Origin of the sequence: Streptomyces cirratus (assembly GCF_014650775.1) — a bacterium.
GTDB lineage: Bacteria > Actinomycetota > Actinomycetes > Streptomycetales > Streptomycetaceae > Streptomyces > Streptomyces cirratus.
Window position 1 is genome coordinate 15,136 of the sequence record NZ_BMVP01000026.1, and the last position, 20,022, is coordinate 35,157.

14 protein-coding genes and 1 pseudogene are annotated in these 20,022 nt (G+C 67.8%); 5 read left to right on the forward strand and 10 right to left on the reverse strand.

The features are described 5' to 3' along the window. The first annotated feature begins 530 nt into the window (after window positions 1–530). A complete protein-coding gene (locus IE207_RS31585) occupies window positions 531–2,570 on the forward strand; it encodes an ATP-binding protein (RefSeq protein WP_190187769.1) in 2,040 nt (679 codons plus the stop codon). 164 nt (window positions 2,571–2,734) lie between these two features. Here the strand turns inward: IE207_RS31585 and IE207_RS31590 are convergent. Next, window positions 2,735–2,971: pseudogene (locus tag IE207_RS31590) on the reverse strand (tyrosine-type recombinase/integrase); the annotation flags it as partial. 105 nt (window positions 2,972–3,076) lie between these two features. Between IE207_RS31590 and IE207_RS31595 the strand changes: the two are divergent. Then, on the forward strand, window positions 3,077–3,559 hold the full coding sequence (locus IE207_RS31595) for a hypothetical protein (RefSeq protein WP_190187770.1): 483 nt from the start codon (window positions 3,077–3,079) through the stop codon (window positions 3,557–3,559). Between the two features lie 604 nt (window positions 3,560–4,163). Here the strand turns inward: IE207_RS31595 and IE207_RS31600 are convergent. The 3 genes from IE207_RS31600 to IE207_RS31610 all read right to left on the reverse strand — a co-directional run bounded on the left by IE207_RS31600 (window position 4,164) and on the right by IE207_RS31610 (window position 6,948). Further along, entirely contained in the window at window positions 4,164–5,546 is a 1,383-nt protein-coding gene (locus tag IE207_RS31600) for a hypothetical protein (protein WP_190187771.1), read from the reverse strand. A 62-nt stretch (window positions 5,547–5,608) separates the two neighbouring features. Then, entirely contained in the window at window positions 5,609–5,755 is a 147-nt protein-coding gene (locus tag IE207_RS31605) for a hypothetical protein (protein ID WP_190187772.1), read from the reverse strand. Window positions 5,756–6,246: 491 nt separating this feature from the next. Beyond that, complete coding sequence (locus tag IE207_RS31610) at window positions 6,247–6,948, reverse strand: LbetaH domain-containing protein (protein ID WP_190187773.1); 702 nt, start codon at window positions 6,946–6,948, stop codon at window positions 6,247–6,249. A gap of 88 nt (window positions 6,949–7,036) precedes the next feature. Here IE207_RS31610 and IE207_RS31615 point away from each other — a divergent pair, with 88 nt between their 5' ends. Then, window positions 7,037–7,912 (forward strand): glycosyltransferase family 2 protein, encoded by an 876-nt coding sequence (locus IE207_RS31615; protein ID WP_190187774.1) that lies wholly within the window; start codon window positions 7,037–7,039, stop codon window positions 7,910–7,912. On the opposite strand, the gene IE207_RS31620 is transcribed toward IE207_RS31615, so the two are convergent. Then, entirely contained in the window at window positions 7,909–9,003 is a 1,095-nt protein-coding gene (locus tag IE207_RS31620; RefSeq protein ID WP_190187775.1) for an NAD-dependent epimerase/dehydratase family protein, read from the reverse strand. The two genes, IE207_RS31615 and IE207_RS31620, sit on opposite strands and share 4 nt — an antisense overlap. A gap of 142 nt (window positions 9,004–9,145) precedes the next feature. On the opposite strand from IE207_RS31620, the gene IE207_RS31625 reads away from it, so the two are divergent. Together IE207_RS31625 and IE207_RS31630 are read left to right on the forward strand one after the other, a co-directional pair. Then, entirely contained in the window at window positions 9,146–10,507 is a 1,362-nt protein-coding gene (locus IE207_RS31625) for an NsdA family TPR-like regulatory protein (protein WP_190187776.1), read from the forward strand. Then, entirely contained in the window at window positions 10,504–11,394 is an 891-nt protein-coding gene (locus IE207_RS31630) for a glycosyltransferase family 2 protein (protein ID WP_190187777.1), read from the forward strand. Before IE207_RS31625 ends, IE207_RS31630 begins: the two co-directional genes overlap by 4 nt. Before the next feature lie 2,822 nt (window positions 11,395–14,216). Here the strand turns inward: IE207_RS31630 and cas6e are convergent. The 5 genes from cas6e to casA form a co-directional block, all read right to left on the reverse strand. Next, the gene (cas6e, locus tag IE207_RS31635; RefSeq protein WP_190187778.1) at window positions 14,217–15,005 is read right to left on the reverse strand and encodes a type I-E CRISPR-associated protein Cas6/Cse3/CasE; all 789 of its coding nucleotides are present in this window, start codon (window positions 15,003–15,005) and stop codon (window positions 14,217–14,219) included. 4 nt (window positions 15,006–15,009) lie between these two features. Beyond that, window positions 15,010–15,804, reverse strand: coding sequence for a type I-E CRISPR-associated protein Cas5/CasD (gene cas5e, locus IE207_RS31640; protein ID WP_190187779.1), 795 nt, complete (start codon window positions 15,802–15,804; stop codon window positions 15,010–15,012). Then, window positions 15,801–17,018: a type I-E CRISPR-associated protein Cas7/Cse4/CasC gene (gene cas7e, locus IE207_RS31645; protein WP_190187780.1), complete on the reverse strand. Its 1,218-nt coding sequence runs from the start codon at window positions 17,016–17,018 to the stop codon at window positions 15,801–15,803. Before cas7e ends, cas5e begins: the two co-directional genes overlap by 4 nt. A gap of 203 nt (window positions 17,019–17,221) precedes the next feature. Further along, window positions 17,222–18,334: a type I-E CRISPR-associated protein Cse2/CasB gene (casB, locus tag IE207_RS31650; RefSeq protein WP_190187781.1), complete on the reverse strand. Its 1,113-nt coding sequence runs from the start codon at window positions 18,332–18,334 to the stop codon at window positions 17,222–17,224. Next, the gene (gene casA, locus IE207_RS31655; RefSeq protein ID WP_190187782.1) at window positions 18,331–19,983 is read right to left on the reverse strand and encodes a type I-E CRISPR-associated protein Cse1/CasA; all 1,653 of its coding nucleotides are present in this window, start codon (window positions 19,981–19,983) and stop codon (window positions 18,331–18,333) included. The genes casB and casA overlap by 4 nt, the downstream gene beginning before the upstream one ends. Between the last annotated feature and the right edge of the window lie 39 nt (window positions 19,984–20,022).

Below are 20,022 nucleotides of genomic sequence, written 5' to 3' on the forward strand. Positions count from 1 at the left end.
CAAGACAAGGAGCCAGCCGAGTTAGTTGAGCTCGGCGCGTTCCCCCACCGCAATCCACTAGCTCCTGTCGAGCTGCACCGAGTCCCCCTGCCAGTTCCGACAACAAGGCGGGCGGGATGGCGAGTGACTGCCCTTGTACTGATTCTGGGGAGTTGTAGGGCAACCTCAGCTACGACCGAGCAACTACACTGCCTGCTCTGGGCCATAAGCGACACTGTGAGCGCATCTCTATTCACGTCCACCTGGCAGAACAGAGACCCGCGGAAGGCGCCTCTCCGAAAATTCTTTCCACCGCTTGAGGATGCACTCAAACTCGCACTCGCGGAAGGACTGATCGAACCAAAAGCGAAGGGCCGCTACTCCCTAAGTATTCATGGAAAGAACTATCTGAGATTGCTCAGCTCGGATAGCGAACTCATGACTGAAGAGAAGACCTTCCTCGCCCCCCTGAGACCTATCTCCACATCAGGAATGTGGCAGAAGTTGGGAATAACCAAGGCGAACGGTAGAGCGGAAACGGGGGCTTCAACATGAGCATTCGTATCGTAAGCGTGGAGGTTGCATCTAGGACCGACCGCGGCCTACTTCGCTACAAAACCGACCTGTCGCCCGGGCTGAACGTAATCGCCGCCCCGAACAGCTTCGGCAAATCAACCCTCCTGCAAGGAGTAATTTACGCCCTTGGCCTTGAAGGGATGTTCTCTTCCAGCAGAAAGCCGCCATTTGGTCCCGCATTGCTCACGCTTGCCGACTACCCTGACGGCGGACGATCTCCGGTCCGCGAATCATGGGTCTCGCTGATTATCGCGAATGAACACGGCACTCACATGAGATGCAAGCGCTTCGTTCGCGGCGACGGCATTGACACCGCCTTGATCATGACTTGGAAGGCGAATGATAGAGCCAGCCTCGGCAGGGCCAACCGGATCGACATGTTTGTTCGCCACGGCGGCTCTGCTTTTCGGGAGTTGGGATTCCATCGAGAGCTGGCAGATTTCCTTGGCTGGGATTTGCCGCAGGTTCCCGGTTTCAACACGACAGAGGTCACACTCTACCTCGAAGTCCTATTCCCTTTGTTCTACGTTGAACAGAAGTCTGGATGGTCAGGAGTCGCCCCTCGAATGCCGACATATTTTGGCATCCGAGATGTCTTGCGGCGTTCCGTTGAGTACGTCCTGGGATTGTCAACTCTCGAAAGACTCACAGCTCTGGCAGCAGTCAAGACTGAAGAAGATGATCTCAAGAGGCGGTGGCAATCAGCAAGTGACCGACTGGGCGACGCCGCTAAGGCTCTAAATTGCCGCGTTTTCCTCAATCAGGACACCCCCGTCACGCCGGCTCGCAGGCAGCATTGCGTGATCGAAGTGATGGAAGAGTCTTCATGGGTTCCGTTGCAGCAACAGGTCGGCGTTTGGCAGCAGCATCTCAACGATCTTGAGCAGGTCGGCGTCGAACCAGCTGGCGAGCACACCCAGCAGGCGCACGCAGAACTGTCCGCGGCCGAGTCTTCTGTGCGTGAAGTTGGTTCCCGTATCCGGATGCTCGATGAACAGTTGAATCTCTCCCGTACAGATTCCGATTCCTTGGTCGCCCGTTCCGTCAGCCTCGACAGCGAGAGAAGCCGCCTAGCGGACCTGCGGAAGCTGCGCACTCTGGGCAGCACTCTGGGAATCGCAACGGTTTCGAGCGATGTGTGCCCAACCTGCGGTCAGGCCTTGGACGGAAGGGAGACGGCAACAGGAGTAGCAGCCGATCTGGATCAAACCATCGCGGAGGTCGAGGCCGAGCGGGATGCTGTTCGCGCAGCGGCCCAGAGCGCAGATCGGCGCCGGGCGACACTCGAGCAGAACCGGGCGTCCCTTCAGGCAGCACTACGGGGCGCCATGCGGCAGGTTCGGGCTCTTCGTGATGAACTCGTAGGTCCTTCTGCAGCCCCAAGCCGGGCACAGGTTCAACAGCAGATCCTCCTCTCGTCCTCTATCGAGAGAGCGCAACGGCTGATCGATCTCGCCGAGGAAGCAAACGAATACTTCGATGAGCTCTCGGTTCGCTGGCAGGACGTACGCGACAGATTGAATGCCCTTCGCGACGGGGTACTCAGTCGCACTGATCAGCAGATTATCTCTGTAATGAAGTCGAGCTTCCAGTCGCAAGTTCGGGATTATGGCCTGCGTAGCGTTCCGCCCACAGACCTCTCGATCGATGAATCGACGCTCGTGCCCATTAATGACGGGGTAGAGCTCACGTTCGACTTGTCCATGGGTATCAGCGCATCAGACATGATCAGAACAAAATGGGCGTACTACCTGGCCTTGTATGAGGCGGCAAATTCATCGCCCCCTAACAAGCACGCCGGGCTTCTGATGCTCGACGAACCTCGTCAGCAAGAAACCGACAGAGGAAGCCTTGCCATGTTCGTGAAGCGACTGGAGCGGGCTGCGGCAACTGGGTGCCAGGTGATCTATGCCACCAGCGAGGATCGGCGTGACTTGGAGGAGGTTCTCCAGAACATCCGGGCTGTCATGCTGCCGGCCGCCGACTCCCATCTACTTGCCCCAGTGGTCGGTTAGGACCACAGGAAGAAGCCCGCCGGTCTTCTTCGTTTTCTAGCGCAGAAGCCTCGAAAGGAGAGGTTGGCTGAGCAGAGCAGGTCTGCTCAGCCAACCATCCATCGCTACCTGGCCCGTCCGGACTGCGGTGGACGACGACCGTGAAGCGACACCAGCGCCGCCATACCCATCGCCAGCGCGGCCTCCTTGTCTGCCTTCAGGTCGCGGATCTGATCCTCGATCGACGCCAGGTAGGACGGGTCGGGACGGTAGAAGCCGCGGCCGGCGCACTGTAATCGGATCGGGCAGGCGTGGCCACCCGCCTTCACGTTCGACGGCTCGACGCCGAACGGCACGGCCACCGACCGAAGCTCGTAGGCCGAGTTCGAGGACATCGGTGCCGGATTGCCGTGCCGGTCAACGGTTCCCCAGCCGCCCGGGCCCGCGCCGCATCAATGTCAGTAGCGTCGGGATGCTTGAAGCGCGAAACCGGCGTAGACCTGAACTGGGGGCCGAGAGGTGATCCAATGAACGACCAACCGTCCTCCAACAACCCGACGCCAGACGCACCACCCGAGCGTGGGGGTGCCTCTTTCGCGAGCGCGAAACAGACCGTAGAGAACGTGTTTTGGGTGATCGGTATCGGTTCGGCCCTGAACGGGTTCGTGAAATCCTCGGGCGGCCTGGTTGAGTTCTTGATGGGCGTGGGCAACTTCGGCTTCGCATGCTACGTCGCTGCCTTCGCGGCGATACCGATCATGATGGGGTGGGCCAAGTTCCTCGACTGTCGGCGCCGCGATATGTCGGACTCGGCATTCTTCGCGATGATGGCGGCCATGATCTTGATTATCGGTTGGCTCATTAATCGTGCGCTTTTCGGGCCGGGGGCCAACGACGATCTAGATACGTTCGGCCGAACCTTCACGGCGCTGATAGGCGTGCTGGTCCTCATCTTGCCCATCGGAATGTTGGTCTACGTCAAGCACACAACCCCACGACCCAGGCCTTAAATGAATGGGCCGGGGCGCTGGGACCGCGGTGAGCAGCAGGACCAGGTCCTGGCGCGGATCTCCATGAGGTGGGGCGCCCGGGCGACCTTAAGGACCGCGCAACGCTCGGGAGCGTGGCCGCGATCCCCGCGATCGACGGGGTCAGCTCGGCCTGTGACGCGCTCTTCGCCGGTCTGGACAGCGACGGACTTTGGGTGCTGGCCCGCCTGCACACGCGCCGAGGCGGACTACGACGTGCACGACCTGCTGCCTGCAGCACTCGATGAGCTCGGCCTCACTGTCTGTCCGGTCCCCAGCGGGGCTGGCCAGGAAGCCGCTGTGCGGGCGCTCGCACGGTGCATGCTGGCCGGCCGGCTTGAACCGTGGGAGCTCACCTTTCGGATTCACCAGCGCTACGGGAACGAGCTGCCCTGGCAAGGCGGATCGCGGAACTCGGTGACGCGTACGCCATCCTAGAAGACGGCGACGAAGCAGTGGCTCAGGTTGATGCTGAGGTCACGGCCGAAGCCCGCCGCCTCGCCGAAGCCCACCCGCCTTCCCACTCATCCGCGGACGTTCCCAACTGATAGGCAAAGGCCCCCGCAGTGGTGCCTCCACCACGAGGTCAGTGGTGACTCGGTTCGCGGTGCAGGAACTGAAGGCGCTGTTGGGTCAGCTGCAGATGCCGGGCGTCAAGGGACGGCAAGGAGCGCAGCAGGCGGACCAGGTCCGGACCGGTGCCGAGTGCTGCGTTGCGGTCCTTGAGCTGTGTCCAGCAGTACAGGGCGCCGGCGGCCGCTGCGTGTACGGCTGGCGCGTCTGCGGCCTGGCGGGTCATACGGGTCGTGGCGGCACGGGTCCACAGCTGGGTCGCGAGCTCGAAGTCGCCTGCCATGCGGGCCAGGTCAGCCCGAATTTCCACCCACCCGATCGCTTCCAGCGAGGTGGTCCCGCAGGTCTGCAGGACGTGCTGCTCCCAGGCCTGTGCGAGTGCGGCTGCCTCAAGGTGCCGCCCGCTGGTGGCGAGGCCGTGGATATGCGGGCGCGGATCCTGTGCGGGAGAGGCCTTGTGCTGAAGTGCCCGGTCTGACAGCTGAGGCTGCGCGTCCACAGGCAGGCCGTCGGCGGGAAGGCGTACGGCCGCCTCGACCGGCAGGAGCTCGGAAGGATGAGGGCCACGAACCAACGCATGCTGGCCTTGGGGCATCGCCTGCCACGCGCCAGCCCAGCCCTGGCCAGGCGTCGATGCAGGCGTCACGACCGTATGAAGCGGTCTGCCCTCGTCCGGCCCCGACCTGCCAAAGGGAGCCCCTGGGAACGGCGCCGGCCCAGTAGTGCCAAGTTCCAGGGCGCTCGGTAGCACGATGCAACCAGGCGGCAGGGCGGCCGCGCCTGCCGCGAGAGCATGCAGCTGGAGGTTCGAGGGCCGCGTGGGGCTGGCGCGAAGCTGATCAATCCAGGCGCGGGTGTAACAGCTCACCACGTTGCCACTGCCGCTCCAGCCAGGCGGGGCAACCACTCCGTACACCTCCACAGCCGGAGTCGCGGGCAGACTGCCGTACTCCTGCAGCAACGGCCACGCAGCCTTGTCCGCCGCGAGATCGAGCAGCACCGTCGTCAGTCCGGCAGGCCGCCCCCGAAGCTCCGTCCCCAGCCACCCCCACGGCAACGCGGTGTAGCGAACCGAGCCAGCCGTCGTCCCAGCCAGCGCCAGATGCAGACGGCCACCCCGCCGGTCAACCGTCAGCCTGCCCGAGAGATACACCATCAACGGGCCAGGCGTAGCGGCGGCCGTACGAAGCCGCGTCAGCACCGTGTTCGGATCCCGCGCCCCATCCAAGTACGTCGTGTCACACGGCACATCGCTGTTCAACAACACCGGCGCCTCGACCATCCCCAGCGCCGCCAGGTTTGCGCTCGGCGCCACCTGCACGCTGCGACGCCTCGTCGCAGCATCCCCGGCTATGAGTAATACGTGACCCCGCTGCCCCAGCCCGAAGTTGTGCATGAGCAGACCGTACTCAGTGCCAGGCGCCAAGCGAACGGCCACTCACCCTTGATCCAAAAACGTCACGTCTCGGCCCATGCCAGGCACCGGACGGCGTCGATGCCGTGCCGCTCGGCCCAACGTTCGGTGAGAAGGGCGCGCTCGGCGGCCCCGACGATATCGGCGCCGGCCGCCTGGCCGCGACCGTGCCCGCTGGTCGCCGCGGCCATCGCCTCGCTTCGTGGTCACTTGGCCGCCGCACCCGCCGAGCAGTGTCCCGCACCAAAAGGTGTCGCTCTCGTGAGAACGACGGAATGAGTCCAGCTCGATCGCCTTTATCGGCAGCGTCAACGGTTCGTCCGAGTCCGCTCCGCCGAGCACCGCCGTCTGGATCCGTCGCCTGTCACCGCGCACGGCATCCCCTTTCATCTCAGCGATCGTTCCAGTTCAGATCCCACTCCACCGCCGATCGGTGAGATCACGCCGTCCTTCACAGGGAATGGCTGCATGACGGCTGTGTGCCGGCCAGCCCGGCCGCCCGCGCGGCATGCGTGCGCAGTAGTGCGGCGAATCTGGTTCGACGCTGTCGTCGACCTCCAGGAGCTTGAGGGCGACGATCACGGCGCAGACTTCGCCGGGAAGCTCACGTCGAGCGCCACGCCTCCGCTGCTGGCAAGACCGTGTTCTCCCGACAGTCCTGCAGAGGGTGACCAGCTGTGGATCAGCATGTGAACGTGTTCCGGCGTCGGCGGACGCTGGATTCCATGGTGTGCGGGGCGGTAACGGTGCAGTCTTTCGGGACGGTCCGGATGGCAAGTGTTACGCCGCTGGTGATCTGGCATCGACGGCCGATGGCGACACCGGGTCCGATGCTGATGTTGTTGCCGGTTTGGGTGTCGTCGCCGATGACGGCTCCGAATTGGGTGGTGCCGGACCGGTACAGGCCGCTGCCGGTCCGCATGATCACTTCTCGGTCGGGCTTCCGCATGTCTGAGGTCATGTTGATCGCGGCCACGGTGACCCCGGCGGACAGGTGGGCTCGGGCACCGAGGATCGTTCGGTTGACGCCGATCCGGTGCCCGAGAACGGCGCCTTCCCCGACGAACGCGGCGGTGACTTCGCAGTTGAAGCCGACCCGGGCTCCGGCGCACAGCACGCTGCCCTTCCGCACAGTCGTGAACTCGTGTACCTGGACGTCCGGTCCGATGATCACGTCGCCGCCGATGATCGCTGTGGGGTGGATGAAAGCGGAGGGATGGATGCGCTGGTCCTCCCCCAGTGTGACGAGGGCTTCGCGCTGGAGGCCCTTCCACTGGGCCAGGAAGTCGGCGAGCTCGAACTTTTCCAGGCTGCCGTATGGGGTCGTGGCGATGGCTCCCCGGGTGGGGGCGGTGATGTAGTCGCCGAGGATGATCCGTTCCATTGCAGTGGCCTTTCGTACCGTTCGGGCCTCGGTTCCGGCGGGGGTACGCTCGCCGTTCCTCTGGTTTCGGAAGGAAGTGGTGGTGATCGTGACCCGGCCGCGTGTGGGTGTCGCCGTGCTGACGATGGGCGACCGGATGCCCGAGCTGCTGGCCCTGCTGGAGTCGGTGGCCAAGCAGGACGAACCGGCGGCACGAGTCGTGGTGGTCGGCAACGGCACGGCCCTGCCGGACCTGCCCGAGAATGTGACCGGGGTGGAGTTGAAGGAAAACCTGGGGGTGTCCGGCGGCCGGAATGTCGCCTGGCACCGCCTGCGGGATTTCGGCGACGTCGATGTCCTGGTGGACCTGGACGACGACGGCCTGCTGATCGACGCCGACGTCTTCCGGCGGATCACCGACCTGTACGCATCGGCCCACCGGCTGGGCATTGTGTCGTTCCGGATCGCGGACGAGACCGGTACCACGCAGCAGAGACACGTACCCCGCCTACGGGCGGGGGACCCGATGCGGGGCGGCTTGGTGACGACGTTCTTGGGCGGCGGGCACGCCCTGTCGATGCCCATGCTGGAGGAGACCGGGGGCTGGCCGGCCGCCTTCTTCTTCACGCACGAGGAGACCGATCTGGCCTGGCGGGCCATCGACCGCGGCTGGGACATCCTCTACGAACCGCAATTGGTACTCCAGCACCCGAAGACGTCCCCAGCCCGACACGCGGTCTACTACCGGATGACGGCACGGAACCGGGTCTGGCTGGCCAAGCGGCACCTACCCGCCCCGCTGGTACCTGTCTACCTCGGCGTGTGGGTGGCGCTGACCTTGGCCCGCACGAAATCCGTGGCGGGGCTGAGGGCCTGGTTCGCGGGGTTCACCGAAGGCATCCGGACTTCCGGCGGCCCCCGCCGCCCGATGCACTGGCGGACGGTCAGACGACTGACCAGCCTGGGCAGGCCCCCCGTCATCTAAGCCGCGGTGTGCTCCCTCCTAAGCCATTCCGGGGCGGCGGCCGGGGTGTCCTGGAGCCACTTCACGTAGCGGGTCACTCCCTCGGCGATGGTGACCTTCGGCTTCCAGCCGAGGATGTTCTCCATCCGGCGGGTGGCCGCGTACCCGCCGAGGGGGTCGCCAGCGGGAAGCGGTGTCTCCAGGAACGGCGTGTTCGGGTAGTGGGCCTGGACCAGCTGGGCGATCTGCCTGACGCTGGTGGGGACGCCGGTGCCGATGTTCAAGGTCTCGGTGTGGGCGCGAGGGCTGACCAGGGCCCGCAAGGTGCCCTCGGCAATGTCGTCCACGTGGACCATGTCCCGCACCTGCCCGCCGCCGCCGTTGAGGTGGAGCGGGAGACCGAGGTGGGCCCGTGCGGTGAACCAGGCCACGACCCAGGAGTGGGAGCCGGGCTTGATGGTCTGCGGTTCGCCGTAGACGGAGAAGTACCGGACGATCGCGTAGGAGGTGCCGACCTGGCCGAGGAGGAGCGCGGTCTGCTCTTCACCCCAGGCTTTCGTGTTGCCGTACACGGACTTGGGGCGTGTTCGGGTGAACTCGTGGAACTGGGGCGGGATGCGTCCGTGGACGGATTCCAGTAGCTGGCGCATGGTCAGGAGGTCGGGGCTGTCGGTCTCCTCGGGGTTCCCGTTGCCGTAGACGCTGGCGGAGGAGACGAACACCATCCGGCGGACACGTTCCGTCGCGGCGACGGCGTCAAGCACGCTCTGGGTCCCCGCGACGTTGGTGTCGATGGCGGCCAGTGGGTCGCGGGTGCAGGCGGCGACGTCCGCCAGGGCGGCGGCGTGGATCACATAGTCCGATTCCGCGACGAGTTTCCGTACCAGCACGCTATCCCGGACATCTCCCAGAATCACGTCCGGGTCCCCGACCCGGACACCGAAGAGATCGGCGTACACCTGCTCGGGGTAGGCGTTCATGGTGCACAGGACCACCGGGCGGGCGCCGAGGTCGCGCAGCTGAGCGGTAATACGAGAGCCGATGAGACCGGCGCCGCCGGTCACCAGGACGGTGGCGCCGGTAAGAGCACCGAGGTCTGAGCGGTGGTGCACGATGCCTCCAGAAACGGGGTTCGGGATGAACGTGGCGGGCGGCCGGCCTTGCAATCAGTGAAGCGGTGATCACGGTGCGCAGGTACCGTGGGCAGTGGGGCAGCCCGTTCAATCTGTTCAAGATCGGTTCAGGGAGTGCGAGTTGACGGACAGCCGGAATCCGAACACCGCGCTGGCGGACGTCATCGCCGAGGCAGGGTGCACGTACGAGTCCCTGGCCAGGGAAATTCGCACGGTCGCCGCCGAGGCCGGGACGGAACTGCACACCTCCCGCTCAGCCGTCCACTCCTGGGTCACAGGCGGCACCCCTAGCGGCCAGACCCGCGCGTACCTCGCCGAGGCACTCACCAGAAGGATGAAGCGGAAGGTCACGCTCACCGAGATCGGTCTAGGCTGCGCAGACATCGGGGAGGCCCTGGGGGCCGATCCGTTGGCCCTCGCCACAGACCTCGGGAGATTCGTGATGCTCCGTCGCAGGGACTTCCTCAACGCCGCCTTCGCCACGGCTGCCGTCGCTCTGCCCCTCACGTACGACCACGAAGCTGTCGCCGCCACACTCAAGGCAGCCGAACGCGGCGGCAGCATCGGTGCGGAAGAAGTCACCACCGTCCGGCAGCTCACCGAAACCTTCCGCAGCGTGGACGACCGCCTCGGCGGCGGCCACGGGCTGACCACAGTGACCGCCTACCTCACCGACACGGTCATCCCCATGCTGGAGGGACACTTCGGCACCGAATCGGTGCGGCAAAGCGCCTTCGGGGCGGCGGCGACGCTGGCATGCCTGGTCGGCTGGAAGCACCACGACCTGGGCCGCGAAGGCGCAGCCCAGCGCTACTACCTGCTCGGATTCCAACTGGCCTGCGAGTCCGATCCGGACGGGCACGGTGCCTGGATGATGCGGGCCCTGACCCACCAAGCGCTCGACCTCGGCCACCCCACCTCGTGCATCGGCCTGGCGGAGGAAGCGCTTCGACGCTCCTCGGGCAAGGTCGACCGCCAGACCGAAGCACTCCTGCGAGTCACGTGCGCCAGGGCGTACGGAGCCGGCGGAGAGGGCGAAAAAGCGGCGGCGGCCTTGGTGTCGGCCGAAGACGCGATGCTCGCCGGCGACGACCAGGTGCCCTCGTACGCGGCCGCCTCCGGACCCGTCTCCGCCACCATCGCCTCGCACACCGGCAAGACCCTGACCGAGATGAAGGACCACCGGGCAGCCGAGAAGCACTACCGCGCGGCACTCAAGGACCGGGCCCCAGGCACCTACCAGCGCGTGCACGGCCTCACCATGGTCAACCTCGGCAAGTCGGTCGCCGCCCAGCACCGGCACGAAGAAGCCGTGGCCCTGTGGAATCGCTCCCTCGACTTCATGGACGGCGTGGCCTCCGACCGGAACCGGAAGGAAATCCGATCGATCCAATCCGCGGCGGCCAGCTACCGACAACGCCGAATCCCCGGAGCCGACACCCTCAGCCAGCGCGCCACCGACCTGCTGCGAGCCGACGCATGAACCACCCCCGTACGAACACGCCCACCATCGGCGTCGTGATCCTCACCATGGGCGACCGAGACAAGGAACTCCAAGTCCTCCTCGACTCGGTGGCAGCCCAACAAGGAGACCCCGCAACGGTCGTCGTGCTCGGACAGGGAGTAACCCTGCCTCCCCTCCCCGCCGGGGTCGCGGCCGTCGAACTACCGCAGAACCTGGGCATCCCCGAAGGCCGAAACGCCGGAGTGCGGTGGCTACGCGAACACGGGGGCGTCGACATCGTGCTGGTCCTGGACGACGACGGCCTACTCCCCCAGACCGACACACTGCACCTGGTGCGGGAAGCCTTCACCACCAACCCGCGCCTGGGGATCGTCGGCTTTCGCATCGCGGACGAGGAAGGCGCCTCCCAGCGCAGACACGTACCCCGCCTCGGCGGCACAGCTCCACTGCGCTCCGGACCTGTCACCACCTTCCTGGGCGGCGCCCACGCCATCCGCATGAGTGTCATCGACGAGGTCGGCGACTTCCCCGCACAGTTCTTCTACGCCCACGAGGAAACCGACTTCGCCTGGCGCGCCCTCGACGCGGGCTGGGACATCGACTACCGCGCGGACATGGTCCTGACCCACCCTCGGACCCCGGCGTCCCGCCACGCCGTCTACTACCGCAACACCGCACGCAACCGCGTCTGGCTGGCGAAACGGCACCTGCCCGCCATCCTCGTACCGGTCTACCTCGCCTCCTGGGCGACGTACACCCTGGCCCAGCGGCCCCCGGCGGCAGGGTTGAAAGCCTGGTGGGCCGGGTTCTTCGAGGGAGTGCAGGTGCCCTGCCCGCCACGGCGTCCCATGCGGTGGCGGACAGTGTGGCGTATGACCCGGCTGGGCCGGCCCCCGGTGATCTGAGCCCCCTTCCCGAGTTCCGCCCGACCTTGACGATGTCCCCGCCTCCAGTGGCTCCGCGCCTTCCTAGGGCGCGGGCCGCCGAAGACGACAGCAGCTGACGCAGTCGCCTTCGGCGGCCACTGCGAACCAGGCCCGCGTCGGCGAGGAGCACCTCGCCATCGTGAGCGAGGACCTCGATCCACCCCCGCGTGGGCGGGACGACCAGCGGGCGCAGCTCGGCCTCTACCTCCTCCAGGGACTCCCCCCGCGTAGGCAGGGACGACACAGCAATGTCCAGGGACTACCCCCGCGTGGGCGGTGACGACTGGTCCGGTCCACCCCCGCGTCGGCGGGGAGCACTCGTACAAGGCGACCAAGCCGACCATCCGAGACGGTCCACCCCCGCGTCGGCGGGGAGCACGCCTCCATGGGGCAGACGAAGACCTCTGACATCGGTCCACCCCCGCGTCGGCGGGGAGCACGAATGGCAGCCGGGCAAGCCGGACCCACGCGGCGGTCCACCCCCGCGTGGGCGGGGACGACTGACCGGTATCCGGGTTGAACACCGGCTCACCCGGACTACCCCCGCGTGGGCGGGGACGACGAATCGAGCAGCAGCGTGCCGGAAGGGCCCATCGGACTACCCCCGCGTGGGCGGGGACGACGAGCCGCCACCGGATGAGCCCGAACGCGTGGGCCGGACTACCCCCGCGTGGGCGGGGACGACATGCCGACCGAGGAGATCGTGACGGTCTCCTGGGGACTACCCCCGCGTGGGCGGGGACGACACGTGGCGGCGCTCGGAGATGAGGTCGAGGCACGGACTACCCCCGCGTGGGCGGGGACGACATCATGCTGCCGGGCTCGGCGGTCTGCGCCTGCGGACTACCCGCGCGTGGGCGGGGACGACATCACATCGAGCGGGTAGCCGATGGACTTGAGCGGACTACCCCCGCGTGGGCGGGGACGACATCATGCTGCCGGGCTCGGCGGTCTGCGCCTGCGGACTACCCGCGCGTGGGCGGGGACGACGCCAGCAGGGCGGGGATCCGCATGTCGGCGGTCGGACTACCCCCGCGTGGGCGGGGACGACCGGCTGGTCGAGGACGGCCAGGACGGCCGGCTCGGACTACCCCCGCGTGGGCGGGGACGACGGCGGCCATCGCGCCCGCGCGGCGTAGCTGCACGGACTACCCCCGCGTGGGCGGGGACGACTGATCTGAGGGTTGCGGCGCCCCGTTGTCCAGGGGACTACCCCCGCGTGGGCGGGAGCACCTGTACGTCGGCGACCACCCGCACAACGACATCGAACCACCCCCGCGTCGGCGGGGAGCACCGACTGCGTCTTGTCGGCGCGCGGCGTCACGGCGAACCACCCCCGCGTCGGCGGGCAGCACGGTCGCCGACGCCGGGCGTACCGCGGTGGGAGCGAACCACTCCCGCGTCGGCGGGGAGCACACGGAGTGCAGGAGGTCCCAGTCCTCCTGGTACGAACCACCCCCGCGTCGGCGGGGCCGAAGTCACGTACGTGCCGCCCTTGTCGTAACCGCCCGAGCTACCCCCGCGTGGGCGGGGCCGACTTTCGCGACCCTTTGCGGTAGCGGTCGACGGCCGAGCTACCCCCGCGTGGGCGGGGCCGACGCGTGCCAGGCTGAGGAGAAGAAGCCGGCCACGGGACGACGTCCAGCGGGAAGCCCGAGCGCTCATAGACGAGGGACTACCCCCGCGTGGGCGGGGACGACTGCCCATACGAATGCCCGGGGCTCCCCGGGCAGGAACTACCCCCGCGTGGGCGGGGACGACCCGGGGATCAGCTCGATCGCGTAGCCGAGCTTCGGACTACCCCCGCGTGGGCGGGGACGACAGGACCCAGTCCGTGCGGGCGGCCGGGTTCGCAGGACTACCTCCGCGTGGGCGGGGACGACTGCGTGCCCCCGTGCGACGTCGGCGGGCGCGCAGAACTACCCCAGCGTGGGCGGGGACGACGCGGTGTCGATGGCGCCCGGATCCCAGTGATCGGGACTACCCCCGCGTGGGCGGGGACGACGCCACGACGACGACCGCGGCCGGCGCGTTCCCCGGACTACCCCCGCGTGGGCGGTGACGACGCCCGCCGGGCTTGCCCAGGGCTGAGGGGGGCGGACTACCCCCGCGTGGGCGGGGACGACGGCCGGGGCCGAGGCCCCGTCGATCGTGGTCAAGGACTACCCCCGCGTGGGCGGGGACGACAGCAGGATCGTCTCGATCGTGATCTGCATCGTCGGAATACCCCCGCGCGGGCGGGGACGACGTGGCGTCCGATGGTCATGGTCTGGTGCTCCCCGGACTACCCGCGCGTGGGCGACATCGGGACGACGCGCCCCGACTGCTTGTCGCTCGGACTACCTCTGCGTGGGAGGAGACGACGAACCGGCGGCAGTCAGCGACTACCCCCGCGTGGGTGGGGACGACGGCGGAGCCCATCCCAAGTAAGTGGCGCCCCACGGACTACCCCCGCGTGGGCGGGGACGACGCGTCCGGGACGAGCTTCCACACCGCGAAGGTGGGACTACCCCCGCGTGGACGGGGACGACTTGGTGCGCCAGTCCGCTCCGACGCTCGACATCGCTACCCCCGCGAGGGCGGGGACGACGTCAGAGCCGGAGATGTGCCAGCGCGGCGCCCAGGACTACCCCAGCGTGGGCGGGGACGACGCCATGCTCCCGCGCATCGCCGACTCCCTGTCCGGACTACCCCCGCGTGGGCGGGGACGACCTCGACAGGAAGTCCAAGGGCGAGCGCGTGGTCGGACTACCCCCGCGTGGACGGGGACGACGCGTAAGCGGTGTGGCCTTCCACATGGTTCAGGTATCGGGCTGCTCTTGGAGGATTGGGGCGAGGGTGAGGAGGCCTTGCCCGTAGGCCTTGGCGGGGCCGATGCCGTTCAGCAGGGTGTGACGCAGGGTGTCGGGGTCGGTGACCTGCAGGCGGCCTTGGTAGGTGGCAGTAGACAGGGTCACTTGTGGCCCGGTGCTGCCTTTGCGGAAGCGCAGGACGTCGCGGGCGGTGAGGGTGACGGCTGGTGCCGGTGTGCCCGGTTCTCCGAGGCCGGGTGCGGGGGCGGATTCGTTGATGGCAGGGATGGTGAAGCCGTGGCGTTCGGTCCGTTCGAGAAGCCAGTCGAGTTGTTGCCGGGCGGTGCGGTGGGGCATCCGGAAGCCGCGGACGCCGCGCTCTGCGGCGGTGCCCGGTTCGGCGTCACGTTTGGCCAACTGGGCGGCTTGCTCGGCGCTGGGGTTCGCCGGGCGTCGCAGAGTTTGGACGGGGTTGGCGGTGAGGCGGAAGGCGAATTCGCGGCCGCGGACGATCCTGTCCAGCAGGGGGCGGTAGTCGGCCGTGAGCGGTGTGCCGCCATCGGCGTCGGGCCAGCCTGCCTGTTCGGTGAGGTGTATCCAGGCGGGGCGGCTTTCGGTGAGAACGAGCAATTCTGGGGGGTGCGCGTTGTCGTTTTCCAGGCGCCACAGCACGCGTTCGGAAACGGGCTGGATGGCGAGGCCGGCGAGGACAGCGGCATGCAGGCGATGCGGGTTGGCCAGCAGGGCGAGTGCGTGGCGGCGGCGCGGGTTGAGTGGGATCTTCGACAGGTATGGCATGGGATCACCAGCCCAGGAGGGCGAACGGGTCGTGGCCGGAGGCAGGGTCGTTGGGGTTGGGGCGGTCGTCGGTGGCGGGCTGCTGGTGTCCGGTGGGGATAGTGATCCAGGTGTGGCGCACGGTTCGGTCAGTGAAGGCGGTACCGGTCCGTAGGTCGTAGGTGTCCGGTACATCGCCGATGGTGTCCTCGCCGTGCGGGTCTTCGATGGTGGCCGGCAGGGTGACGTGTGTGCCGCGTACGCGGCTGCGGTGGTGGGGTGCCGCCTGCCAGGGCACGCTTTCCAGGACGCTGGTCAGTTCGGCGTCCGGGTGGACGCCGAGGCTGAGGGGGCCGGTGGGCGGGCAGGAGCGGCGGCCCAGGAAGAGTGGGAAGGCAGGGTGGCGGATGGCGTGGTCGAGGGTTGTCAGGAGTGCTGAGGGGCCGCGCAGAGCGACGGTGAACACCGCGTCCTGAAGGTAGTAGCGCTGGGTGACGCCCGTGTACTTGGCTGGGCTGGTTTTCTTCTGCATGCCTTTGGCGTTGACCTGGCTGGAGGGCAGCGGCAAGCCCCGGTGGTCGCTGACGGTCTGGTAATCGCGCAGTAGGGAGCCGGGCTGGTCGACGCGGACGCCCAGGTCCAGGCCGAGAAGGTCGGTAAGGGAAGCCTCGCGGGGACGTCCTGCGGCTGCGGCGAGCAGACCCAGCACACCGGATTTCGTGGGTCGGGGTTGGGTGTCGCGGCGGTTGTAGCGGGAGGGGCCGCCCCAGGACTGCAGGGGTGCGGCCAACCGCAGGACGAGAGCGGCCAAAGCGGTCATCGTGCGTCCGCTCCTGTGGCGTCGAGATCCTGAGCGGTGCCGTTGCGCGGTGCGGGGATATCGCCGCCGTCGAGTTCGGCGTTGGTCAGCCAGCCCCCGACGATGTCACGGAGGTTGTCGAGGAGGCGGGGAAAGGGGACGGACGGACCGAAGGCTTCGGTGAGTTTGTCGCCTTCCAGGGCGTAGGTGGCCAGTGTGCGGGCGGGTCGTGACCCCCAGGAGGCGCCGACCGACTCGAGTTCGGTGGCCAGCCGCGTGGCGGACTCTGCGGCCAGCCCGCTGTGACCGGTGACCGGCTGCTCGTAGGCGGAGACGAGGTTGACGGGCTGGTCGGTGCGCACGGTGACGAGCACCAGGTGAGGCAGCGTGCGGTGCGCGAAGGAATTCTGGTGGCCGGTGGGCATGGACCGGCAGAAGGAGTCCACGAAGCCCACAGCGGCGTCCAGTGTGGCGTCGTGCTCGGTGAGGTTGTTCTTCAGCTGGTGCACGCCAAGGACGGCATAGCGGTAGAGGGTGGAGGAGTTGAACTCCACGGTGCCGATCATGCCGGCGCCGCTGTCTTCGGTGTTCTCGTCGTCGACTGCGGTGTAGTAGTCGAATTCGGTGCGCACGGTGTGCGTGGAGAGGGCATGGGCGACCTGCACGGCGGCGTCCACGTTGAGGGAGGGCAGGTCGGCGACCATGCGGCCGAACAGGGCTACCTCGGCGGGATGTCCGCTGGCGAGGGTTTCGACGACGGGCAGGCGGCCGATCTCATCCTTTAGTTCCTTGTCGGGCAGGGATGCGAGTTCGGCGGCACGGCCGTCGAGGAGGGCGATGAGGTCGTCGAGCTGCCGCTTGCCGAAGAACAGCAGGTACGCCGACTGATCTGCTTTGGTGGTGGAGGCGGTGATGCCGAGCGGCGTGAGCAGGGCCGTGGCCAGGCGTTCGGCCTGGGTGGTGTCGATGCCTGCGCCGCCGTCGGTGGTGGGCGCGGTAAGTCGTTGGGTCAGCAGGCGGCCGATGCGCTTGGTGCGGGTGGCTTGGTCCGCTTCGGGGGTGCCGGCTGCGAAGTGGGTTCGTGTGGCCCGCTTCCAGGCCTGCGAGGAGACGCGCGCGCGGCGTGCGCCTCCGTACAGGGCTTGCTTGGGGGTGCCGGAGTCGTCACGGTTCAGGTTGGACGGCGGGACGCTTTGCAGGACGTGGACCTCGACGAACAGTGCGGGTTGCGTCATGGCGGGTACTCCTTAGGGGAAGGGCTTTTTGGCTGGTGGTGCCCGGTTGCGGGACCGGGGGCTGGAAGCGCTCGTCAGCGGTTCCGGCCCACGCTTCTTTCGCTCCCGGACCGGTATGGCCGGGAGCGGCCGCGGCGTGGCCGTCATGTGCAGTTTTCGGGGCGCCCCCCGCGTCGTGGTGGTGCCTTGGGGGGCGGGCCGGGTCAAGCTGTCGGTGAGCTGCTCGAGCGGTAGGTCCTGTCCCAGCGTCGGCGGATCGCTGTCTGCCGCTCGGGGATGTCCCAGTTACGCAGGTCCGACATGAGCCGTGTGTAGTCCAGCGGCTGTGAAGAGTCGCGTAGCTGCGGGATGAGGCCACGTAGGTGCTGTTGCAGTTCGGCGGCGTCCGTAGAGGTCAGGAGATTCCCGAAACGCCGGTCGAATGCTTCCTCGCTGACGTGCTCTGATGCCCGCACCCGGCGGCAGGCCTGCCCCAGGTCGACACCGGTACTGTGCATCGCCGTGCGCCGGCCTTGCTGGTGGACACCGAATAGGGCCAGTGCCACGTGTTCGGCGTCCAGCGTGGGGCTGGGGGCGCCGGTGTTCTGCTCGAACGACCCGATGCGCGCCCGGTACAGGGGCCACAACTGGGGTACGGTCCCGGCCTCGCGGCCCATTCCCGCGCGCAGCGCCGCGAGGTCTGCTCCGCTGCCGGGCTCGAGAGCGGTGCGGCTCTCCCAATACGGCCGGTCGTCGTCCGGGCCCGGGTGGGTGGGGTCCTGGCGTGCCAGGTCTACGTACTGCAGGCCCCATGCCCTGACCCGCCGCTCGTGTTCGGGTTCCCGCTGCCAGGCCCGCAGGTCGAAGTAGAGCCGTGTGTAGTCCATGCCCAGGCCCGCGATGCGCAGTTTTTGCACCAGACCGCGGAGGTGTTGGTGCAGCTCGTGCAGGTCGAGGGAGCTTGCGGCGGCAGATATGTTGCGGTCGACCGCGGCGGGGCTGAACCGGCCGGAGGCTTTCAAGGCGCGGCAGGCAGCTCCCAGGCCCCTCCCCGGCTGATGAACGGATTGCGGGCGGCCCTGCTGGTGTACTCCGAACAAGGTGAGTGCCGCATGCTCGGCCGCCAGAGCCACCGTGGTTCGGCCGGCGATCTGGTCGGCGTCAGTGACCTGGACGCGGTACAGCGGCCGCATTTGTGGCACGGTCCCCGGTTCCCGTCCCACGCCGGCCCGCAGGGCGGCGAGGTTCCTCAGCGGGTGACCGGGGCCGGGGACGAAGGTCTCCCAGAAATGCGGCCGTTTGCCCGCGCCGGTTCGTGCGCTGGTGGTGGTGTTCATGCCGCTGTCCCTGTCGTCTGTCGTGCTTCGGCGGCGCGGGGGAGAGCTTCCCGTAGGGCCGTGCGGAACCATGCCTCGGCCCGGCCGCTGCGATGCATGGTCTCCTTGTTGTTCTCTTTGATCACGCGGCCGATCACCGCGCGCGGCGGGGTGGCCGCCAGAAGCTGATCGGCCTCCCTGTGAGCGGCCTGCCACAACGTCAGCTCCCAGGCCTCGCGCCCTCGTTCCAGCAGGTCCAGGTCACCTTCCACGTGCCGCAGACCGGCGAGGAGGCGACGCATCCGGTCGTCGACGGCGTGCAGCAGCCGCTGCCCCGGCCGCTCGCCTTTGTCCCGAGGGAGCGCCTCGCCTCCTGCGGAGCGACGCAGCTCAGTGTGGAGCCGGTCCAGGGCACGGGCCACCTGGTCGGCTTGGGCCACACACTCCAAGATCGCTTCCCGGAGGTCGGTGTCCTGTGTGACAAGGGCTGCGACGGGCAGCGGAATGTTGTCCGCGATGGCGTTCTCCACCACCGCGCTCTGGTTTCCGTACTCCAGTCCGCAGGTCTCGATGCCGAGCGGGTAGTCGTCGGCAAGGTAGCCCTCGGCTCGCAGGTCGCCGATCTGCCGTAGCAGAAGGGACGTGGTGGGACCGTTGCCGTCGGCGGGAAGGGTGAAGGCGAGCAGGGCAGCGAGTCCCTGCCAGGCAGCGCGCCCCGAGGTATGACGGCGGGGGCGCTGCGGTGACTGGCCTGCCTTCGGCTTGGCCGTGTGGTTCCAAGCCGTGTGCAGTTCTTCCTGGGCAGTGCGCTCGAGGCGGTCGCCGGCGCAAATGACGACTTGCCGTACCCGTACTCCGTTCTCGGTTTCGTGCGGGAGCAGCCGGATACGCCGGGACTGGAAGGTCATCAGGTCCAGCAGGCCACGGGCCGGTCGTGAGGACCATTGCGGGGTGGCCGGCTCGGCGGTGTCCCATTGCGGCCGGTCGCCCGGGTGCAGCCCGTCGGGCAGGATCGGCGCGTTCAGCAGCAGCGTCTCGTAGAGGGTGCGGCCGGTTGGAACGATCACCCCGAGCTGCCCGAGCGGACCGGTCGGGTTGCCTGTCGTCTTCCCCTTCGCGACCTTCGGGTCGCCCTGGGCTCCGGTCTTGATCGCGGCGGTGTCCCAGCACTGCGCGTGCAACAGCCACAACGCCGCCTGGGCAAGCGTCAGGTCGAGAGCGTCCGCCTCGCTGAGAGTGCTGAACAACGGCACATTGTTCCCCGAGGCGATGTACGGCACCAGCAGTGTGGACGACTTCGTCTCCCCGCTGACCGCCGTCAGGCCGGCGACTTGCGCGAAGGGCCGCTCGGAGTCGAAGAGACGGAAGCGGTCACCGAAGCGCGGACCAAGGTAGTCCTCCAGTCGCTCAAGCTCCTCTGGCGTGAACCGTCCCCGCTCGAACCGGTCCGCCCACTCCTGGGGTGTCCGCGGCGCGCCCAGCGCGTCCATGACCACCGGCAGAAGCGTCTGCCGCAGCACCGCGGGCAGCATCACCGGCACCGGCAGCTCAAGCCGCCGAACCTCATGAGCGCGATGTAAGACGCCCAGCAGCCCCTCGGCGCACCGACCGCCGTTCACTTCGACCGTGGGTAGCCAGCCACCCCGCACCAGATCACCGTCCGGCCCCATCGCCGGTCCCCTCCCTGTCGACCGTTCCAGCGCCGGCGG